Here is a 17,242-nt window from a genome sequence, read left to right as displayed (position 1 = left end):
TTATTCCTCGCTGGCGGCAAGTAACGGCGTCAGCGCGTCCAACACCTGCTGTGGCTGAATATCGATCAGGCTCTGATGGTATCCCTGCTCGGCATCGCCTTTGCGTATCTTATGGTAACCGCTTATTAAGCGGATCACTTTGGCCTTGTTGGACAGCGGCGGCGTGAAGTCCGGGCTGCTTGGGCCGTACAAGGCGATCAGCGGTTTGTTCAATGCTGCGGCGACGTGCATCAGGCCGGAGTCGTTACTGACCACGGCCGAACAGGAAGCCAGCAGGATCACCGCTTGCTCAAGCTGGGTTTCCCCGGCCAGATTCATGCAAAAGCCGCGAGAGTCATCATCCAGCGCGGCCCGTATCTGCTCACCCGCTTCATTATCTTTGGCGGAGCCAAACAGGGCGATTTGATAACCCTGGTCAATCAGCTTCTGCGCAAGCCGGGCGTAATGATAGTGCGGCCAGCGTTTGGCTGGGCCAAATTCGGCGCCTGGGCAAAAGCCGATAATCGGCCGATGATCGGTCAGATTGAAGGCGGCGGTGGTTTCGGCAATTTCTTCGTCGCTGACCTGCAGTTGCGGCCATAACAGAGGCTGTGGCAGGTCTTCGGCGCGCTGAATGCGTTGTTTGTCATAGGCGAGGGCTACGTAACGCTGCACCATCAGCGGAAAGGCGGTTTTGTCCAGCAAGCGAATATCATTCAGCAGGCCATAGCGCATTTCCCCGCGCCAGCCGGTGCGTTGCGGCACCTTGGCAAAGAAAGGCACCAGTGCGGATTTGAATGAGTTTGGCAGTACATAGGCGCGATCGTAGCCGTTGGCTCGCAGGGCATGCCCCAGTCGTCGGCGTTCGCCGAGCGCCAGCGCACCGTGGCCCAATGGCATCGACAGGGCCTGATTGACCTCAGGCATACGCGCCAGTAATGGACGGCACCAGGCCGGCGCCATCACATCAATTTCTGCCGTCGGGTGCTCGGCCTTCAGGGTGCGGTAGAGACTTTGCGACATCATCATATCGCCAACCCAAGAAGGGCCGATAACCAGTATTTTCATACCCTACGTCAAATCCCTTCAGCTTAAGCGGTGCGGTTCAACCAGGCCATGTACTCTTTCACGCCCTCGGCGACCGTTTTGAACGGTGCGTCATAACCGGCAGCGCGCAGTTTGGTCAGATCGGCCTGAGTGAATGCCTGGTAGCGACCCTTCAGTTTTTCCGGGAACGGGATATTTTCTACCGCCCCCTTCTGGTGGAAATCGACCACCGCATCGGCGACCGCCTGGAAGGTTTCAGCACGGCCGGTGCCGCAGTTGAAGATGCCGGATACGCCGCTTTTCAAGAACCACAGGTTTACTGCCGCCACGTCGCCGACGTAGATGAAGTCACGTTTGAAGTCCTGGCTGCCGTCGAACAGTTTTGGGCTCTCGCCGCGGTTGATCTGGCCGTTCAGGTGGAACGCCACGCTGGCCATGCTGCCTTTGTGACCTTCGCGCGGGCCATAAACGTTGAAGTAACGGAAGCCGCAAATCTGCGAATCCGCCTGCGGCAGAATTTCACGGACATATTGGTCGAACAGGAATTTGGAGTAGCCGTAGACGTTCAGCGGTGCTTCAAATTGGCGCTCTTCGATAAATTCTTCGCGGCCGCCGTAGGTGGCTGCGGATGAGGCATACAGGAACGGAATTTCGCGATCCAGGCAGTAGTGCAGCAGGTCTTTGGAGTACTGATAGTTATTGTCCATCATGTACTTGCCGTCCCACTCGGTGGTGGAAGAGCAGGCGCCCTCATGGAAGATGGCGTCGATTTCGCCCAGATCGTCACCGGCGATGATATTGGCGATGAAATCTTCTTTATCGATATAGTCGGCGATATCGAGATCGACCAGGTTGGCGAATTTGGTGCCGTCTTTCAGGTTATCTACCACCAGGATATCGCGATACCCTGTGTCATTCAGCGCCTTAATGATATTGCTGCCGATCATGCCGGCGCCACCAGTGACGATAATCATTGGGTTACCCCTGTTATTCTGCCCGGTGGGACACAGTGCCCCACGCTCAATGCTGCTTATAATAGCATTTCATGTCGTCGCAAACATCGGACGGGCTCTGAATATCCCGCGATGTCGAGCTCCACAGCACTTTGCCGTGATATCTGCTGCAATTTTCATATTCTCTCCCGCAGATTCTCGTCAGTTTGGTTACAAATCAGTAAAATATGTTGAAAACAGACCAATCCTGGAGATAACCGAATGTCCGCGTCTTTTTATCAGCAGTTGGAACAACAACTTGAGACTACCCGCAGCGAAGGTTTGTTCAAAGAAGAACGCATCATCACCAGCGCTCAGCAGGCGGATATTGCCGTTGCTGACGGCCGCCATGTGATCAACTTCTGCGCCAACAACTATCTTGGCCTGGCCAACCACCCGGCAATGATCGCGGCAGCCAAGGCCGGTATGGACAGCCACGGTTTCGGCATGGCGTCGGTGCGCTTTATCTGCGGCACCCAGGACAGCCATAAACAGTTGGAACAAAAGCTGGCCGATTTTCTCGGCATGGAAGACGCCATTCTGTATTCCTCCTGTTTTGATGCCAACGGCGGGCTGTTCGAAACCCTGTTGGGCCCGGAAGACGCGATTATCTCCGATGCATTGAACCATGCGTCAATCATTGACGGCGTCCGCCTGTGCAAGGCGAAACGCTACCGCTACGCCAACAACGACATGACCGAACTGGCCGCGCAGCTTGAGCAGGCGAAAGCCGACGGCGCACGCCACATTATGATCGCCACCGACGGCGTGTTCTCGATGGACGGCGTGATAGCCAACCTGAAAGGGGTGTGTGACTTGGCGGATCAATATCAGGCGCTGGTGATGGTCGATGACTCCCACGCGGTCGGTTTTGTCGGGGCCAACGGGCGCGGCACACACGAATATTGTGAAGTCATGGGTCGCGTCGACATCATTACCGGCACCCTGGGCAAGGCCTTGGGCGGCGCTTCCGGCGGTTATACTGCGGCGAAGAAAGAAGTGGTTGAGTGGCTGCGTCAGCGTTCACGCCCCTATCTGTTCTCCAACTCGTTGGCGCCGGCGATCGTTGCCGCTTCGATTAAAGTCCTGGAACTGCTGGAGCAGGGTGACGCGTTGCGCGACCGTCTGTGGGCCAATGCCAGCCTGTTCCGTGAAAAAATGACCGCGGCGGGCTTTACGCTGGCCGGGGCCGATCACGCCATCATCCCGGTGATGTTGGGTGAAGCAAAACTGGCGCAGGAATTTGCCAATGCGTTGCTCAAGGAAGGCATTTATGTAACGGGTTTCTTCTATCCGGTGGTGCCGAAAGGCCAGGCGCGCATCCGTACCCAGATGTCCGCCGATCACACCCCGGAGCAAATTGAACGTGCGATTGCGGCGTTCATTCGTATCGGTAAAGATCTTGGCGTTATTGCATAAGGTAAAACCATGAAAGCATTGTCAAAACTGAAAGCGGAAGAAGGGATTTGGATGACCGATGTGCCTCAGCCGGAGCTGGGCCATAACGACATCATGATTAAAATCCGTAAAACTGCGATCTGCGGTACCGATGTTCATATTTATAACTGGGATGAATGGTCACAGAAAACCATCCCGGTCCCTATGGTGGTCGGCCATGAGTATGTCGGTGAAGTGGTTGCCATCGGCCAGGAAGTCAAAGGCTTCACCGTCGGTGACCGCGTTTCCGGCGAAGGCCATATCACCTGTGGCCATTGCCGTAACTGCCGTGGTGGCCGTACACACCTGTGCCGCAATACCACCGGCGTGGGCGTGAACCGCCCAGGCTCATTTGCTGAATATCTGGTGATCCCGGCGTTTAACGCCTTCAAAATCCCGGACAATATTTCCGATGAGCTGGCGTCTATCTTCGACCCGTTCGGCAATGCGGTTCACACCGCGCTGTCGTTTGATCTGGTTGGCGAAGACGTGCTGGTTTCCGGTGCCGGGCCGATCGGCATCATGGCGGCGGCGGTGTGCAAGCACGTTGGTGCCCGCCATGTAGTGATCACTGACGTTAACGAATACCGTCTGGATCTGGCGCGCAAAATGGGCGTGACCCGTGCGGTGAACGTCAGCAAAGAGAACCTGAATGACGTAATGGCCGAGCTGGGCATGACTGAGGGCTTTGACGTTGGGTTGGAAATGTCCGGTGCGCCACCGGCGTTCCGTACCTTGCTCAATGCGATGAACCACGGCGGGCGTATTGCCATGCTGGGTATTCCACCGTCGGATATGTCGATCGACTGGAATCAGGTGATCTTCAAAGGGCTGTTTATCAAAGGGATTTACGGCCGCGAAATGTTTGAGACCTGGTACAAGATGGCCGCGCTGATCCAGTCTGGTCTGGATCTGACGCCTATCATCACCCACCGTTTCTCAATCGACCAGTTCCAGCAGGGCTTTGATGCCATGCGTTCCGGTCAGTCCGGCAAAGTAGTTTTGAGCTGGGATTAGTTTAAGTTGCTGTTTAGATGTAAAAAGGGCCGGAATTCCGGCCCTTTTTTTATGCTTTGGGTTTGTCTGGCGTTGAGTCCGTCCAGCGTTGCCACTGGTGTTTGATAAAGGTTACGGCCGGCGACTGTGCCACACTTTCACCGATCACACTTATGACCTTGCCTGCACTGACTTTTTCCTTCGGTAACTTGACCTTACACTGCTTGATACCGCCGGTGAACGGGTTCTTCGGCTGCGATTTCGGCGGTTTGACCGCTGGTGGGACGTAACTGCCACCGCTGCCGCCCTGAGGTTCATTCAGCAGTGAGCTGGGTTTTACCAACACGATATCGGCCGGCAATGTCGGCAGCATTTGCTGCAATACCCTTACCGTCGCCGGGCGCGGGTGGCCAATGGCGATGGCGGAGCCATTACGTCGTGCCAACTCGACCGCACGGTTAAACTGCCGACGGATGTCGGCTTCGTTGGCGGTATCGTCCAGGAATACCTTGCGCTTGATCACCTTAACGTGTGTGCCGGCGGCAGCGCGGGTGGCCTGGCTATTGCCAATGGTCATGCTGTCGAGGAAATAAAGCTGGTAGCTGTCGAGCGCCTGCATCACTTTCTGCATGCCCGGCAGGCTGGAGGTCATGGCGCTGCCCATGTGGTTATTCATACCCACCGCATAGGGCACATTATTGACCGCATTGCGGATAATACGCTGGATCTCTTCGCTGCTCATCGACGGCTGTAACGTATCGCGTTCCAGCGGCTGTTTGCTGAGCGGTGCCATCGGCATATGGATCAGCACTTCACGCCCCTGGCCGTGGGCGCGGGTGGCCATTAAGCGGGCATGAGGGGCGTTGGGCAGTACGGCGACGGAGATCGCGGTTGGCATCTGCAGCACGGCGCCTTCTTCATGTGGCCGATAGCCCACGTCATCGATAACAATGGATAATTTACCTGCCTGTGCGGCGCAAACCTGCAGCAGGCAGCCAATCAATACGACAGTACGGGTTTTGATATAGTGCAAATCTATCTTCCCAACCACGGCAGTGGGTTAACGGCCTGACCCTGGCGACGAATTTCGAAATAGAGCGACGGCGTTCCCTGGCCCCCGCTGGTACCCACTAAGGCTATTGGTTGACCGGCACGCACCTGCGCCCCGACATTGACCAACGCGCTTTGGTTGTAGCCATACAGGCTCATGTCACCCTTACCGTGCTCGATGACGACCACCAGGCCATAGCCCTGTAACCAGTCGGCCAGCAATACGCGGCCATCGGCGATGGCTTTGACTTCGCTGCCTTCTCTGGCTTCGATTACCATGCCTTTCCAGCGTAACTCGCCTTGCAACTGTTCGCCAAAGCCGTGCAGTGTGCGGCCGCGCACTGGCCATATTGCCTGGCCGTTTGGCCGACCGAGACCGCCGGTACGGGCCATCAGCGAACGATCGGCTTCGCTTGGCTTATAGCTGGTGCCGGTTTTCTTCGCCTGCTGTTCTTTGACGCGAACCTGCTCGCGCACCTTGGCGGCTTCACGCGCTTCACGTTCCGCACGGGCGCGGGCTTCACGTTCGGCCCGGGCAATTTTGTCGCGCATGCGGGTTTCGTTCTGACGCAGTTCTACCAGACGCTGTTGGTCTTTTTCCAGCGAGGCCTCCAGTGCGGTCAATGTTTTCTTGCGCGCTCCGCGGGCCTGCTCCAGCTTCTGTTGCTGCGTTTGTTGCTCGCCCAGCAGCGATTTCTGTTGGCCTTGTTTGGCGACCAGCGTGGTTTTTTGCTTGGCCAGTTCGGCGCGGGTTTGTTTCAGCTCTTCAATCGTTTGCTGGCGCGCTTCGTTCAGATAACCGAAGTAAGCCAAAATACGCTCGCTGCGCTGGCTCTCTTCACCGCTGAGCACCAACTGGACGGCGCTGTGCTGGCCTTGCCTAAAGGCGGCATCGAGCTGTTTGGCCAGGATTTTCTGCTGGGTAGACTGCTGCTTTTGCAGCGTGGCGATTGAGGCGTTCAGGCCGGAGATATCTTTCCCCAACTGGCTCAATGTGCTCTGGGTATCACGCAGCAGGCGGCTGGCCTGGGCGATGGTTTTTTCTTGCTGCTTAAGCTGATCCTGCAGTGAGCTGCGCTGTTGCTGCTGCTGTTTAACCGCCTTTTCTTTCTCGGCGATGCTTTGCTGGATGTCTTTGAGCTGGGATTTGTTGTCCTCCGCGGCCTGGCTGGCTAACGGCAACAACAAGACGCCAGCGTAAAATACGCTGGCGCACATGGTGGTCAACTTCCTTGGCGCGGTGCGTTCAGGCAGCGGTTGGCTGCCTGCGTTTGCGCTTCGGGTTACCCTTGATAGTGCAAAAAACGCCTTTTCCCTCATGGAGAAGGATTATTCCACGATGAACAGCGGCTTACCAGTCATCTCTTGCGGGATTTCCATTCCCATCAGCGTCAGCATGGTTGGCGCGATGTCCGAAAGCTTGCCACCATTGACTGCGTTGGCAGGCTTGCCGACGTAAATCAGCGGTACCGGCAGGCTGGTGTGAGCGGTATGCGCCTGGCCGGTAGCCGGATCGCGCATTTGTTCGGCGTTGCCGTGATCGGCGGTGATCAGCAACTGCCCGTCAACGGCCTTAACCGCCTCGACCACCTGAGCGATGCAGTTATCCAGCGTTTCAACGGCTTTCACTGCCGCGTCGTAGACACCGGTATGGCCCACCATGTCACCATTCGGATAGTTGCAGATAATGGCGTCGTATTTACCGCTGCCAATGGCGGCCAGGAGTTTGCCGGTCAACTCGGCTGCGCTCATTTCCGGCTGCAGATCGTAGGTAGCGACCTTCGGTGAGTTGATCAGCACGCGATCTTCTCCGGTGAACGGCTCTTCAACGCCGCCGTTATAGAAGAAGGTGACGTGAGCGTATTTTTCGGTTTCCGAAATGCGTAGCTGGGTCTTGTCGTGTTTCATCAGCCACTCACCGAAGGTATTGCTCAGCGATGCGGGCGGATAGGCGCAAGGGGTTTTGATATCGGCGGCATACTCGGTCAACATCACGAAATCGCCAAAATTGATGACTTGGGCGCGAGGGAAGCCGTCGAAATCGGCATTAACAAAGGCGCGGACGATCTGGCGTGCGCGATCGGCACGGAAGTTCATGAAGATCAGTGCGTCGCCATCATGTAATTCGGCAGAGGCTTCACCGGCGGCTTGCAGCACGGTCGGCTTGACGAATTCGTCGTTTTCACCGCGCTCGTAAGCGGCCTGCAGGGCACCCACGGCGTTATCGGTGAGGTAATCGCCCTTGGCCTGGGTCAGCAGGTCGTAGGCCAGTTGAACGCGGTCCCAACGGTTGTCGCGGTCCATGGCGTAATAACGGCCAATCAGCGACGCGATGCGCCCGGTGCCCAGTTTGGCAAAGGCATCGCTAAAGCGTTGCAGAGAGGCTTCTGCGCTGCGCGGCGGGGTATCGCGACCGTCCAGGAAGGCGTGCAGGTAAACGGCTTTGGCGCCCCGTTGCGAAGCCAGTTCAATCATCGCCAGAATATGGTCTTCGTGGCTGTGGACGCCGCCCGGTGACAGCAGGCCCATGATATGTACCGCTTTGCCTGCCTGCACGGCCTTATCGACCGCTGCCGTCAGCGTTGGGTTGGCGAAGAAATCGCCTTCTTTGATCTCTTTATCCAGTCGGGTCAGGTCCTGATAAACGATACGCCCGGCACCCAGGTTGACGTGGCCGACTTCCGAGTTACCCATCTGGCCGTCAGGCAGACCGACATCCAGCCCGGAGGCGGCGATCAGCGTGTGGGGTTGCTGTTGCCACAGACGGTCCATTACCGGCGTTTTGGCGTTCAGAATGGCGTTGTCCTGTTGCTCCTCGCGGTGGCCGTAACCGTCCAGGATCACCAGTACCATCGGCTTTTTGTTACTCGACATTGCGTTAACCTCGTTATGAACTTTTAAGTTGTGAATAGCCATCAACTCATGGTCGGGCGGATGGCTATTCACTCTCAAAACCGCCTGATTTTACAACGCGACCGCTTAAAAAGAGCCCAGAGAGATCAAAGTTGCGGTGAACAGGGGCGGCTTTTATGCTGTGGCACAGTGAATTTCTCAGCGTAGCCCGCAGTTTCTGCAATAGCGCTTGCTTATTGGCTGTATTTGCTGCACTCGGCAGGTATACTCTGGAACCTTGAGTTATTTTTTCCCTTAACTAACGGGAGTTGTTACACCCCATGCTGCAAGAAATTATGCAATTCGTTAGCAAGCATCCCATACTGAGCCTGGCCTGGATCGCCCTGCTGGTTGCGGTGATCGTCATGACGTTCAAGAGCAGTTTCTCCAAGGTGAAAGAGATCACCCGTGGTGAAGCCACCCGCCTGATTAATAAAGAAGATGCCGTTGTGGTTGATACCCGCAGCCGTGATGATTTCCGCCGAGGCCACCTGGCCAACGCCATCAACCTGACCGCCAGCGAAATCAAAAGCGGCAGTCTGGGCGAGCTGGAAAAACACAAGGCTCAGCCGATCATCGTGGTTTGTGCCAACGGCACCACCTCCCGCGAGCCGGCAGAGAACCTCAGCAAGGCCGGTTTTGAAAACGTAGTTACGCTAAAAGACGGTATTGCCGGCTGGAGCGGGGAAAACCTGCCGTTAGTGCGCGGTAAGTAATTCTTTAACGTATTTGAGGTGGTAATCCATGGCTAACATTGATATCTACACCAAAGCGACCTGTCCGTTCTGTCATCGCGCCAAAGCGCTGCTGAACAGCAAGGGAGCCGCGTTTAACGAAATCGCCATTGATGGTGATAATGAAAAACGCGAAGCGATGATTGCGCGCAGTGGGCGCACCACCGTGCCTCAGATTTTCATCGACGGCCAACATATCGGTGGCTGTGATGATTTATATGAACTCGATGCTCGTGGTGGTCTGGATCCGCTGCTTTAAGCGGATGACTGCCGGTTACTGAGTATCAATAAGGACGTTTAACCAAGGGTATTACACACATGTCAGAACAAAACAGCACAGAGATGGCTTTCCAGATCCAGCGTATTTACACCAAGGATATCTCCTTCGAAGCGCCAAAGGCTCCGCAGGTTTTCCAGCAGGAATGGCAGCCAGAAGTTAAACTGGATCTAGATACCGCTTCCAGCCAGTTGGCTGATGAAGTGTATGAAGTTGTACTGCGCGTAACCGTGACGGCCTCTCTGGGCGAAGAAACTGCGTTCCTGTGTGAAGTGCAGCAGGCGGGTATCTTCTCCGTAGCGGGCATCGACGGTACGCAGCTGGCGCATTGCCTGGGTGCATACTGCCCGAACATTCTGTTCCCGTATGCGCGCGAGTGCATCACCAGCCTGGTTTCTCGCGGTACATTCCCGCAGCTGAACCTGGCACCGGTTAACTTTGACGCGCTGTTCATGAACTACCTGCAGCAGCAGTCAGAAGGCGAAGGTGCCGCACCACATCAGGATGCCTGATGAACACCGTCAATGCTTCAATGACTGTAATCGGTGCCGGCTCGTACGGCACCGCATTAGCTATTACGCTGGCGCGTAACGGCCACTCCGTGGTGCTGTGGGGCCACAATCCCGAGCAAATCCAAAAGATGCAGCGCGATCGCTGCAACCAGGCGTTTCTTCCCGATGTAGCTTTCCCCGATACCCTGTTGCTCGAAGCCGATCTGGCGCGCGCGCTGGCTGCCAGCCGCGATGTGCTGGTGGTGGTGCCAAGCCATGTGTTCGGTGACGTGCTGCGCCAGTTGAAACCGCATCTGCGTCCGGATGCCCGCATTGTGTGGGCCACCAAAGGGCTGGAAGCGGAAACCGGCAGGCTGTTGCAGGACGTGGCGCGCGAAGCGCTGGGCGAGGCTATTCCGCTGGCGGTGGTATCAGGGCCGACGTTTGCCAAAGAGCTGGCCGCCGGGCTGCCGACCGCGATTGCGTTGGCTTCTACCGATGCGCAGTTTGCCGAAGATCTGCAGCAGTTGCTGCACTGCGGCAAAAGTTTCCGCGTGTACAGCAACCCCGATTTCATTGGCGTTCAGCTGGGCGGGGCGGTGAAGAACGTGATTGCCATCGGTGCCGGGATGTCTGACGGTATCGGTTTTGGTGCCAATGCGCGTACGGCACTGATTACCCGAGGCCTGACGGAAATGACCCGTCTCGGTTCTGCGCTGGGTGCTGATCCATCGACCTTTATGGGCATGGCCGGGTTGGGCGATCTGGTGTTAACCTGCACCGATAATCAATCGCGCAACCGCCGTTTCGGTATTATGCTGGGACAGGGCAAAGGCGTACAAGAAGCGCAGGATAGCATCGGTCAGGTGGTCGAAGGTTATCGCAATACCAAAGAGGTATTGGCGCTGGCGCAACGCTATGGCGTGGAAATGCCGATTACCGAACAGATTTATCAGGTGCTGTATTGCCATAAAAATGCCCGGGAAGCTGCGCTGAGCCTGCTGGGGCGTACCAGAAAAGACGAAAAGCACAGCGCATAACCTAGATACCCTGCAGCTTGAAAGATGACGGGTATAAAAACGATATGCGGGGCGGCATGCTGACCCGGCAATTGAATTGGGCTGCCTGACTGCGATGCGGTGAGGCAGCCTGTTTTGCAAGGTGGAGAGGAACCTGATGTCGTCAGAAGAGTTAGAGCAGGTCTGGAATAGCATCAAATCAGAGGCGAGAGAGCTGGCTGAGTGTGAACCGATGCTGGCTAGCTTTTATCATGCGACGTTGCTCAAGCACGACAACCTGGGTGGTGCGCTCAGCTATATTCTGGCAAACAAGTTGGCTAACCCGATTATGCCCGCTATCGCGGTGCGTGAAGTGGTGGAAGACGCTTACCTGGCCGATCAGCAAATGATCGCTTCGGCGGCTCGCGACATCCTGGCGGTGCGCCTGCGCGACCCTGCAGTAGACAAGTACTCGACGCCGCTGTTGTACCTGAAAGGTTTCCATGCGCTGCAGGCATACCGTATCGGCCACTGGCTGTGGTTGCAGGGGCGGCAGGCGCTGGCGATCTATCTGCAAAACCAGATTTCAGTCGCTTTTGGTGTGGATATCCATCCGGCTGCGACTATTGGCTGCGGCATCATGCTCGACCACGCCACCGGCATTGTCATCGGTGAAACCGCGGTAGTAGAAAATAATGTCTCTATTCTGCAATCGGTCACCCTTGGTGGTACCGGAAAGACCAGCGGCGATCGTCATCCGAAGATCCGCGAAGGCGTAATGATTGGTGCCGGGGCTAAAATTCTCGGCAATATCGAAGTGGGTAAAGGCGCGAAAATCGGTGCCGGTTCGGTGGTTCTGCAATCGGTGCCACCCCATACTACGGCTGCCGGTGTGCCGGCGCGCATTGTCGGTCGACCGGAAAGCGATACGCCCTCGATGGATATGGATCAGTATTTCAACGGTACCAACCACGGCTTTGAGTACGGCGACGGCATTTAAGCCGGGGTTTATCATCAAATTCAGGGGAGCTTCGGCTCCCCTGATGCTTTCTGATGCGGCGTTAACCCTGTTTCGGGAAGTTGGTGATGTCGGTGACGACGTCGTCGATCGCCGCTTTCACATCCTCTGCGGTTACCGGCGTGCTGTCGTTGCTAACGGTTTTGCCATAGGTTTTACGCACGACTTCCATCACTGTTTTACCGGTGTCCTGATCGATCAACTCACCTTCAATATAAAGCGTGGTGTTTTGAGTTCTGTGGCCACTGGCAGCCATGGTGCCGGCAACCACCGCGGCTACGGGAACGACCTCATAGAATTTCATGTCTTCATCTTCAGCGGAGACGGCGGTAATGGCGAGTTTGGCCACCAGAACACGCGAACCGGCCGGACTTTTCAGGATGTTAAAACGATCCTGAAGCGCAGCTTTTATCCGCTGGGCGGAATAGGCTTTGATTTTATTCAGCGTATCCTGGCTCACACGTGTGGTCGGTTTTTCCGCTGGAAAGTAGACGACCGGCTGGAAATACAGGCCGCGGTAGTTGGATTCTTTGTAGCTTGGGTCGATCCAACGCAGCGTTTTATGGCCGCTTGGCGACGTCGTTTCTTGCAATTTGCTGTAGTCAGACAGGAACCCCGAGTACTGCTTTGTAGTGGTCACTTTGGACGAACAGCCCGCCAGTAACAAACTCACTGCCAATGCCGCCATGGCAACGCTCAAGCGTTGTTTTTTCATACGATTTCCTATGATGAGTACCGATAACCTTACAAAACATAGCTCATTATCTTCTGCCGCAGCGAATGTTTTGGCGCTGCGTGTGCCATGTTACAGGGCGGCCTATCAGGATCGTGATGTACAGCTTGTTTTTATCTGCAAAGCGCGTGATCAGGACTTGATCAGCGCGCCCGCATAGTCCAGTTGTCGCCAGGCTTCATACACCACCACGGCTACGGCGTTAGACAGGTTCATGCTGCGGCTTTGCGCCTGCATGGGAATACGGATTTTCTGCTGGGCAGGCAGCGCCTCGAGGATCTCGGCGGGCAGACCGCGGGTTTCGGGTCCAAACAGCAGGTAATCACCGGCCTGATAGCTGACCGCGCTATGTGCTGGAGTGCCTTTGGTGGTCAGGGCAAACAGCCGCTGCGGATTTTCACTGGCGATAAAAGCGGCGTAGTTGGCATGACGTCGTATGCTGGCGAATTCATGATAGTCCAGACCGGCGCGGCGCAGGCGTTTGTCATCCCACGGGAAGCCCATCGGTTCTATCAGGTGCAGTTGAAAGCCGGTATTGGCGCACAGGCGGATGATATTACCGGTATTGGGTGGAATTTCAGGTTCGAATAAAACAATGTTCAACATGTAAAAAGCCCCTCATGACGAGGGGCGCAGAATAGCAAAATCTTACCGGCCTGTCCTAGGCGATCAGCGCTGATGCAGTGGTAGCCACAAGACCAACCGCAGGCCACCGAGCGGACTGTCTTCCGCTTTTACCCAGCCGCGATGCTGGTTGACCGCCGCCTCTACGATCGCCAGGCCCAAGCCAGTGCCACCGGAGGCGCGATCGCGTGCTTCGTCGGTGCGATAAAACGGTCGGAAAATTTGTTCGCGATCTTCCGTACTGACGCCCGGGCCGTCATCGTCGACCACAATAGTGATACCCTGGTTATCCGCGCTGAACGCCACGGCGATCCTGGTGTTTGAGTAGCGCAGAGCGTTACGCACAATGTTTTCCAGTGCGCTGTCCAGCGCGCCGGCGTTGCCGAACAGCGTCCATGGACCGGGAGGCGCGGTGACTTCCAAATGCTTGCCCATTTGCTCGGCTTCAAAACCAGCGTCATCCAGTACATTGGCCCAGAGTTCATTGGCCAGCAGCCGCTCACGGACCAACTCGCTTTTCTGCTGTCCGCGTGACAGCACCAACAGATCGTTAATCATCGAGTCCAGACGCTGCGCCTCGGTTTCGATGCGCTCCAACTCTCGTCCTTCACCGTGGCGACGACGCATTAACGCGGTAGCCAGCTGCAGACGGGTTAGCGGGGTGCGCAGTTCATGCGAGATGTCGGAGATCAGCCGCTGCTGAGCGGTCATCATGCGTTCCAGCGAACTGACCATTTGGTTGAAGCTGGCACCGGTCGCCAGAAATTCTTGCGGCCCGGCTTCCAGCTCAGGATGCTGTTTCAGGTTGCCACGGGCGACATCATCGGCCGCGTTTTTCAGCTTACGAGCCGGTTTCGCCAGACTCCAGGCCAGCCATAGCAGCAATGGGGCGCTGATCAACATGGTGACGATAAGCAGCAGCAGCGGCCGGTCGAACATCAGGTTGATGAAGTCGGATTGTGGGCTGTTGGCGGGACGAATGAGATACAACTGGTAGTTGTCTTCACCATCGCGCACTGAGAAGGGGCCGACCAGCTCGACGCGGCCGTATTTTTTCTTCTTCGGGTGGTCGGAATTATCAGATTGGCCGATAAAATTACGCACCAACTGCATTTCGTTGCGTTGCATGTTGCCAATCACCCGGCCTTCGCTGGTGACCAGGATCAGGCGCTGCCCTGGCGGGGCCCATTTTTCAATGGCGCGGAATAAACGCCGCCACCACATCAGGTCGTTGGCCGGATCGTTTTGCAACTCGGCCTCGACATGTTGCTCCAGCATCAGCCCTTGCCGCTGCTCGCTGTCGAGCAGCGAGGTCATTTGGCGGGAGTCGAGCTTGGGCACCATCAACACCAGCATCAGCACCAGGGCTAATGTGAACCAAAAAATGGCGAAGATGCGTGCCGTCAAACTGTTGATCATGTTGCAGATACCATTAAGTAACCCCGCCCCCGCAAGGTTTTGAACCACGGGTGGCCGTCTTTGCGGTTGGGCAGTTTACGTCGTAAGTTAGAGATGTGCATATCGATGGCGCGATCAAACGGCGTCAGACGTTTGCCCAGCACTTCCTGGCTCAGCAGTTCACGAGAGACGACCTGGCCGAGATGCTGTGCCAGCAGGTACAACAGGGTAAATTCAGTGCCAGTAAGATCCAGCGTTTGGCCATCGAAACTGGCTTCCTGGCGGCCCGGATTGAGTTGCAAACCGTCAACGTCCAGCGTGGGTGCGCCGGTATCGACATTTTGCTGCTGCTCGCTCCAGTTGGATCGACGTAGAATCGCACGAATACGGGCTACCAGTTCACGATCGTTAAAAGGTTTTGGCAAGTAGTCATCGGCACCCAGTTCCAGACCCAGTACGCGGTCCAATTCGCTGCCACGAGCGGTCAGCATAATGACCGGGGTCTGGTGGTGCTGACGCAGCTCTTTTAACGTATCAATACCGTTTTTCTTCGGCATCATGATATCGAGCAACAGCAGATCAATGGAGCTGTCCAGAAGCGACAACGCCTGTTCACCATCGTAGGCCACGACGATAGTAAAACCTTCCATTTCAAGAAGTTCTTTTAACAGCGAGGTCAGCTCGCGGTCGTCGTCAACTAACAGAATTTTGTTCATTGTATTTTTTCCTCCTGACGCAAAATACGTCATCAACTGTTGGCATTCCATGACTTTACGTAGTTTTACATGCACTGACGCATGTTTGCAGGTGCAGCAGTACACTGCTCCTCGTTGATTCGCAAAGTGAGAAAGCACGAGGAGTTAAAATGCGTAAGGTGACCGCATTAGTTATGGCATCAATGCTGGCAATAGGTTCTACCGCTGCGTTTGCTGCTGACACTACATCGGAAACTGTACCGACTCCCGGCAACAACTCGATGACCCGAGCACCAGGTCAGCACCACATGTTTGACGGTGTCAGCCTGACTGAACAGCAGCGTCAGCAAATGCGAGATTTAATGCGCCAGGCCCGCCACGATCTGCCTGGTGTCAATGTAGCTGAAATGGAAGCCATGCATAAGCTGGTGACCGCAGACAAATTTGATGAAGCCGCCGTGTATGCCCAGGCGGAACAGATGGCTCAGCAACAGGTTAAGCGCCAGGTCGAAATGGCCAGAGTACGCAACCAAATGTATAACCTGCTGACGCCACAGCAAAAAAGTGTTTTAGACCAGAAACATCAGCAGCGCATGCAGCAGGTGGAGCAACAAATTTCTGGTTTGCAGCAAACTTCTGCCCAGAAGTTAAGTATGACTGAGTAGTCCCTGTTTTTCCTTGCCATAGACACCATCCCTGTCTTCCCCCGCCATGATGGCGGGGTTTTTTTTGTCTATCATTCCGCTATATTGGCCCTCTCAACGTTTAACCAGGATGGGTTATGGAACCGCAATATGCGCGTCTGGTGAAATCCGCCGCGTTAGCTGCCACCCTGTTGGCCTCCATACTATTACTGATCAAAATTGTCGCCTGGTACCACACCGGTTCGGTGAGCCTGCTGGCCGCGTTGGTGGATTCCCTGGTGGATATCGCCGCGTCGCTGACAAACTTGCTGGTGGTGCGTTATTCGCTGCAGCCGGCTGACGAGGAACACACCTTCGGGCATGGTAAGGCCGAGTCGCTGGCCGCATTGGCGCAGAGCATGTTTATTTCCGGCTCGGCACTGTTTCTGTTCCTGACCGGCTTCCAGCATCTGTACTCCCCGGAAACGCTGCGCGATCCCGGTGTTGGTATTGCCGTGACGGTGGTGGCGTTGTTCAGCACCTTGCTGTTGGTTACCTATCAGCGTTGGGTGGTAAGAAAAACCCGTAGTCAGGCAGTACGAGCAGATATGCTGCATTATCAGTCAGATGTCATGATGAATGGTGCTATTCTTATAGCGCTTGCGCTAAGCTGGTACGGTTTTCAACGGGCGGATGCGCTGTTTGCATTGGCCATTGGCGTCTACATTCTTTATAGCGCGCTGCGGATGGGCAATGAAGCTGTGCAATCGCTGCTGGACAGGGCATTGCCGGATGATGAACGTCAGGCGATCATTGATGTGATTTCCTCCTGGCCAGGAGTGAAAGGCGCGCACGATCTGCGGACCCGCCAGTCCGGCCCGACGCGTTTTATCCAGTTGCATCTGGAGATGGACGACGCGCTGCCGCTGATGCAGGCGCATCTTCTGGCCGAACAGGTGGAACAGGCACTGTTGCATCGTTTCCCCGGGGCGGATGTTCTCATCCACCAGGATCCCTGTTCCGTAGTGCCAGAGGGCCGACAGGGGCGTTGGGAGCTATAATCAATACAGGGCCTGTAAGATTGGTGCAACGGGTGAATGGCGGAGTTAGCTCAGCGTGCCATGGCGGTTTTTTACCGCAATATTGCGTGACTTGAATCAATTCAGCTGGGTGTTTTTGTTATAATATCCAGCAATAAGCCGTAAAGCTGATTTTCTACAGCCGGAGAGATTCCAGGACAATCGGCGAATACAGAATT

At 55.7% G+C, this 17,242-nt stretch carries 18 protein-coding genes; 9 read left to right on the top strand and 9 right to left on the bottom strand.

Features of this window, described 5'->3' with window-relative positions; all coding sequences use genetic code 11:
* Together rfaF and rfaD are read right to left on the bottom strand one after the other, a co-directional pair.
* Positions 1–1,047 (bottom strand): ADP-heptose--LPS heptosyltransferase RfaF, encoded by a 1,047-nt coding sequence (gene rfaF, locus OCH02_RS23895; RefSeq protein WP_261433277.1) that lies wholly within the window; start codon positions 1,045–1,047, stop codon positions 1–3.
* A gap of 23 nt (positions 1,048–1,070) precedes the next feature.
* A complete protein-coding gene (gene rfaD / locus OCH02_RS23890; protein WP_261433276.1) occupies positions 1,071–2,000 on the bottom strand; it encodes an ADP-glyceromanno-heptose 6-epimerase in 930 nt (309 codons plus the stop codon).
* 240 nt (positions 2,001–2,240) lie between these two features.
* On the opposite strand from rfaD, the gene kbl reads away from it, so the two are divergent.
* A complete protein-coding gene (kbl, locus tag OCH02_RS23885; RefSeq protein ID WP_012147497.1) occupies positions 2,241–3,437 on the top strand; it encodes a glycine C-acetyltransferase in 1,197 nt (398 codons plus the stop codon).
* Positions 3,438–3,446: 9 nt separating this feature from the next.
* Positions 3,447–4,472, top strand: a complete 1,026-nt coding sequence (tdh, locus tag OCH02_RS23880) for an L-threonine 3-dehydrogenase (RefSeq protein WP_135318523.1) — start codon at positions 3,447–3,449, stop codon at positions 4,470–4,472.
* Between the two features lie 49 nt (positions 4,473–4,521).
* Here tdh and OCH02_RS23875 read toward each other — a convergent pair whose 3' ends face one another.
* Genes OCH02_RS23875 through gpmM form a run of 3 tightly spaced genes read right to left on the bottom strand, consistent with a single transcriptional unit; the run spans position 4,522 to position 8,375 of the window.
* On the bottom strand, positions 4,522–5,484 hold the full coding sequence (locus tag OCH02_RS23875; protein ID WP_261433275.1) for a divergent polysaccharide deacetylase family protein: 963 nt from the start codon (positions 5,482–5,484) through the stop codon (positions 4,522–4,524).
* A 2-nt stretch (positions 5,485–5,486) separates the two neighbouring features.
* Positions 5,487–6,821: a murein hydrolase activator EnvC gene (gene envC / locus OCH02_RS23870; RefSeq protein ID WP_261433274.1), complete on the bottom strand. Its 1,335-nt coding sequence runs from the start codon at positions 6,819–6,821 to the stop codon at positions 5,487–5,489.
* A 9-nt stretch (positions 6,822–6,830) separates the two neighbouring features.
* Entirely contained in the window at positions 6,831–8,375 is a 1,545-nt protein-coding gene (gene gpmM / locus OCH02_RS23865) for a 2,3-bisphosphoglycerate-independent phosphoglycerate mutase (RefSeq protein WP_261433273.1), read from the bottom strand.
* Positions 8,376–8,674: 299 nt separating this feature from the next.
* On the opposite strand from gpmM, the gene OCH02_RS23860 reads away from it, so the two are divergent.
* The 5 genes from OCH02_RS23860 to cysE all read left to right on the top strand — a co-directional run bounded on the left by OCH02_RS23860 (position 8,675) and on the right by cysE (position 11,893).
* Positions 8,675–9,109 carry a rhodanese-like domain-containing protein gene (locus OCH02_RS23860; protein ID WP_012147491.1) on the top strand — a complete coding sequence of 145 codons (435 nt, stop codon included), beginning with the start codon at positions 8,675–8,677 and terminating at the stop codon, positions 9,107–9,109.
* Between the two features lie 28 nt (positions 9,110–9,137).
* On the top strand, positions 9,138–9,386 hold the full coding sequence (grxC, locus tag OCH02_RS23855) for a glutaredoxin 3 (RefSeq protein ID WP_012147490.1): 249 nt from the start codon (positions 9,138–9,140) through the stop codon (positions 9,384–9,386).
* A 59-nt stretch (positions 9,387–9,445) separates the two neighbouring features.
* Entirely contained in the window at positions 9,446–9,916 is a 471-nt protein-coding gene (gene secB, locus OCH02_RS23850) for a protein-export chaperone SecB (RefSeq protein ID WP_012147489.1), read from the top strand.
* Positions 9,916–10,935, top strand: coding sequence for an NAD(P)H-dependent glycerol-3-phosphate dehydrogenase (gene gpsA / locus OCH02_RS23845; RefSeq protein ID WP_012147488.1), 1,020 nt, complete (start codon positions 9,916–9,918; stop codon positions 10,933–10,935). The genes secB and gpsA overlap by 1 nt, the downstream gene beginning before the upstream one ends.
* Positions 10,936–11,071: 136 nt before the next feature.
* The gene (gene cysE, locus OCH02_RS23840; RefSeq protein WP_174355349.1) at positions 11,072–11,893 is read left to right on the top strand and encodes a serine O-acetyltransferase; all 822 of its coding nucleotides are present in this window, start codon (positions 11,072–11,074) and stop codon (positions 11,891–11,893) included.
* Between the two features lie 61 nt (positions 11,894–11,954).
* On the opposite strand, the gene OCH02_RS23835 is transcribed toward cysE, so the two are convergent.
* The 4 genes from OCH02_RS23835 to cpxR all read right to left on the bottom strand — a co-directional run bounded on the left by OCH02_RS23835 (position 11,955) and on the right by cpxR (position 15,382).
* Positions 11,955–12,626 carry a DUF3313 domain-containing protein gene (locus tag OCH02_RS23835; protein WP_261433272.1) on the bottom strand — a complete coding sequence of 224 codons (672 nt, stop codon included), beginning with the start codon at positions 12,624–12,626 and terminating at the stop codon, positions 11,955–11,957.
* Between the two features lie 150 nt (positions 12,627–12,776).
* The gene (gene trmL, locus OCH02_RS23830) at positions 12,777–13,250 is read right to left on the bottom strand and encodes a tRNA (uridine(34)/cytosine(34)/5-carboxymethylaminomethyluridine(34)-2'-O)-methyltransferase TrmL (RefSeq protein ID WP_261421716.1); all 474 of its coding nucleotides are present in this window, start codon (positions 13,248–13,250) and stop codon (positions 12,777–12,779) included.
* 63 nt (positions 13,251–13,313) lie between these two features.
* Positions 13,314–14,687 (bottom strand): envelope stress sensor histidine kinase CpxA, encoded by a 1,374-nt coding sequence (gene cpxA / locus OCH02_RS23825; protein ID WP_012147484.1) that lies wholly within the window; start codon positions 14,685–14,687, stop codon positions 13,314–13,316.
* On the bottom strand, positions 14,684–15,382 hold the full coding sequence (cpxR, locus tag OCH02_RS23820; protein ID WP_004953234.1) for an envelope stress response regulator transcription factor CpxR: 699 nt from the start codon (positions 15,380–15,382) through the stop codon (positions 14,684–14,686). The genes cpxA and cpxR overlap by 4 nt, the downstream gene beginning before the upstream one ends.
* A gap of 149 nt (positions 15,383–15,531) precedes the next feature.
* Between cpxR and cpxP the strand changes: the two genes are divergently transcribed.
* Positions 15,532–16,026: a cell-envelope stress modulator CpxP gene (gene cpxP / locus OCH02_RS23815; protein ID WP_261433268.1), complete on the top strand. Its 495-nt coding sequence runs from the start codon at positions 15,532–15,534 to the stop codon at positions 16,024–16,026.
* A gap of 116 nt (positions 16,027–16,142) precedes the next feature.
* Positions 16,143–17,045 (top strand): CDF family cation-efflux transporter FieF, encoded by a 903-nt coding sequence (gene fieF, locus OCH02_RS23810; RefSeq protein WP_261433267.1) that lies wholly within the window; start codon positions 16,143–16,145, stop codon positions 17,043–17,045.
* Positions 17,046–17,242 lie beyond the last annotated feature (197 nt).

Source organism: Serratia quinivorans (assembly GCF_946227985.1).
In the GTDB taxonomy this organism is placed as follows: Bacteria; Pseudomonadota; Gammaproteobacteria; order Enterobacterales; family Enterobacteriaceae; genus Serratia; species Serratia quinivorans_A.
Note: the sequence above shows the minus strand (reverse complement) of the source record. Positions and strands in the feature narration are given on the sequence as shown.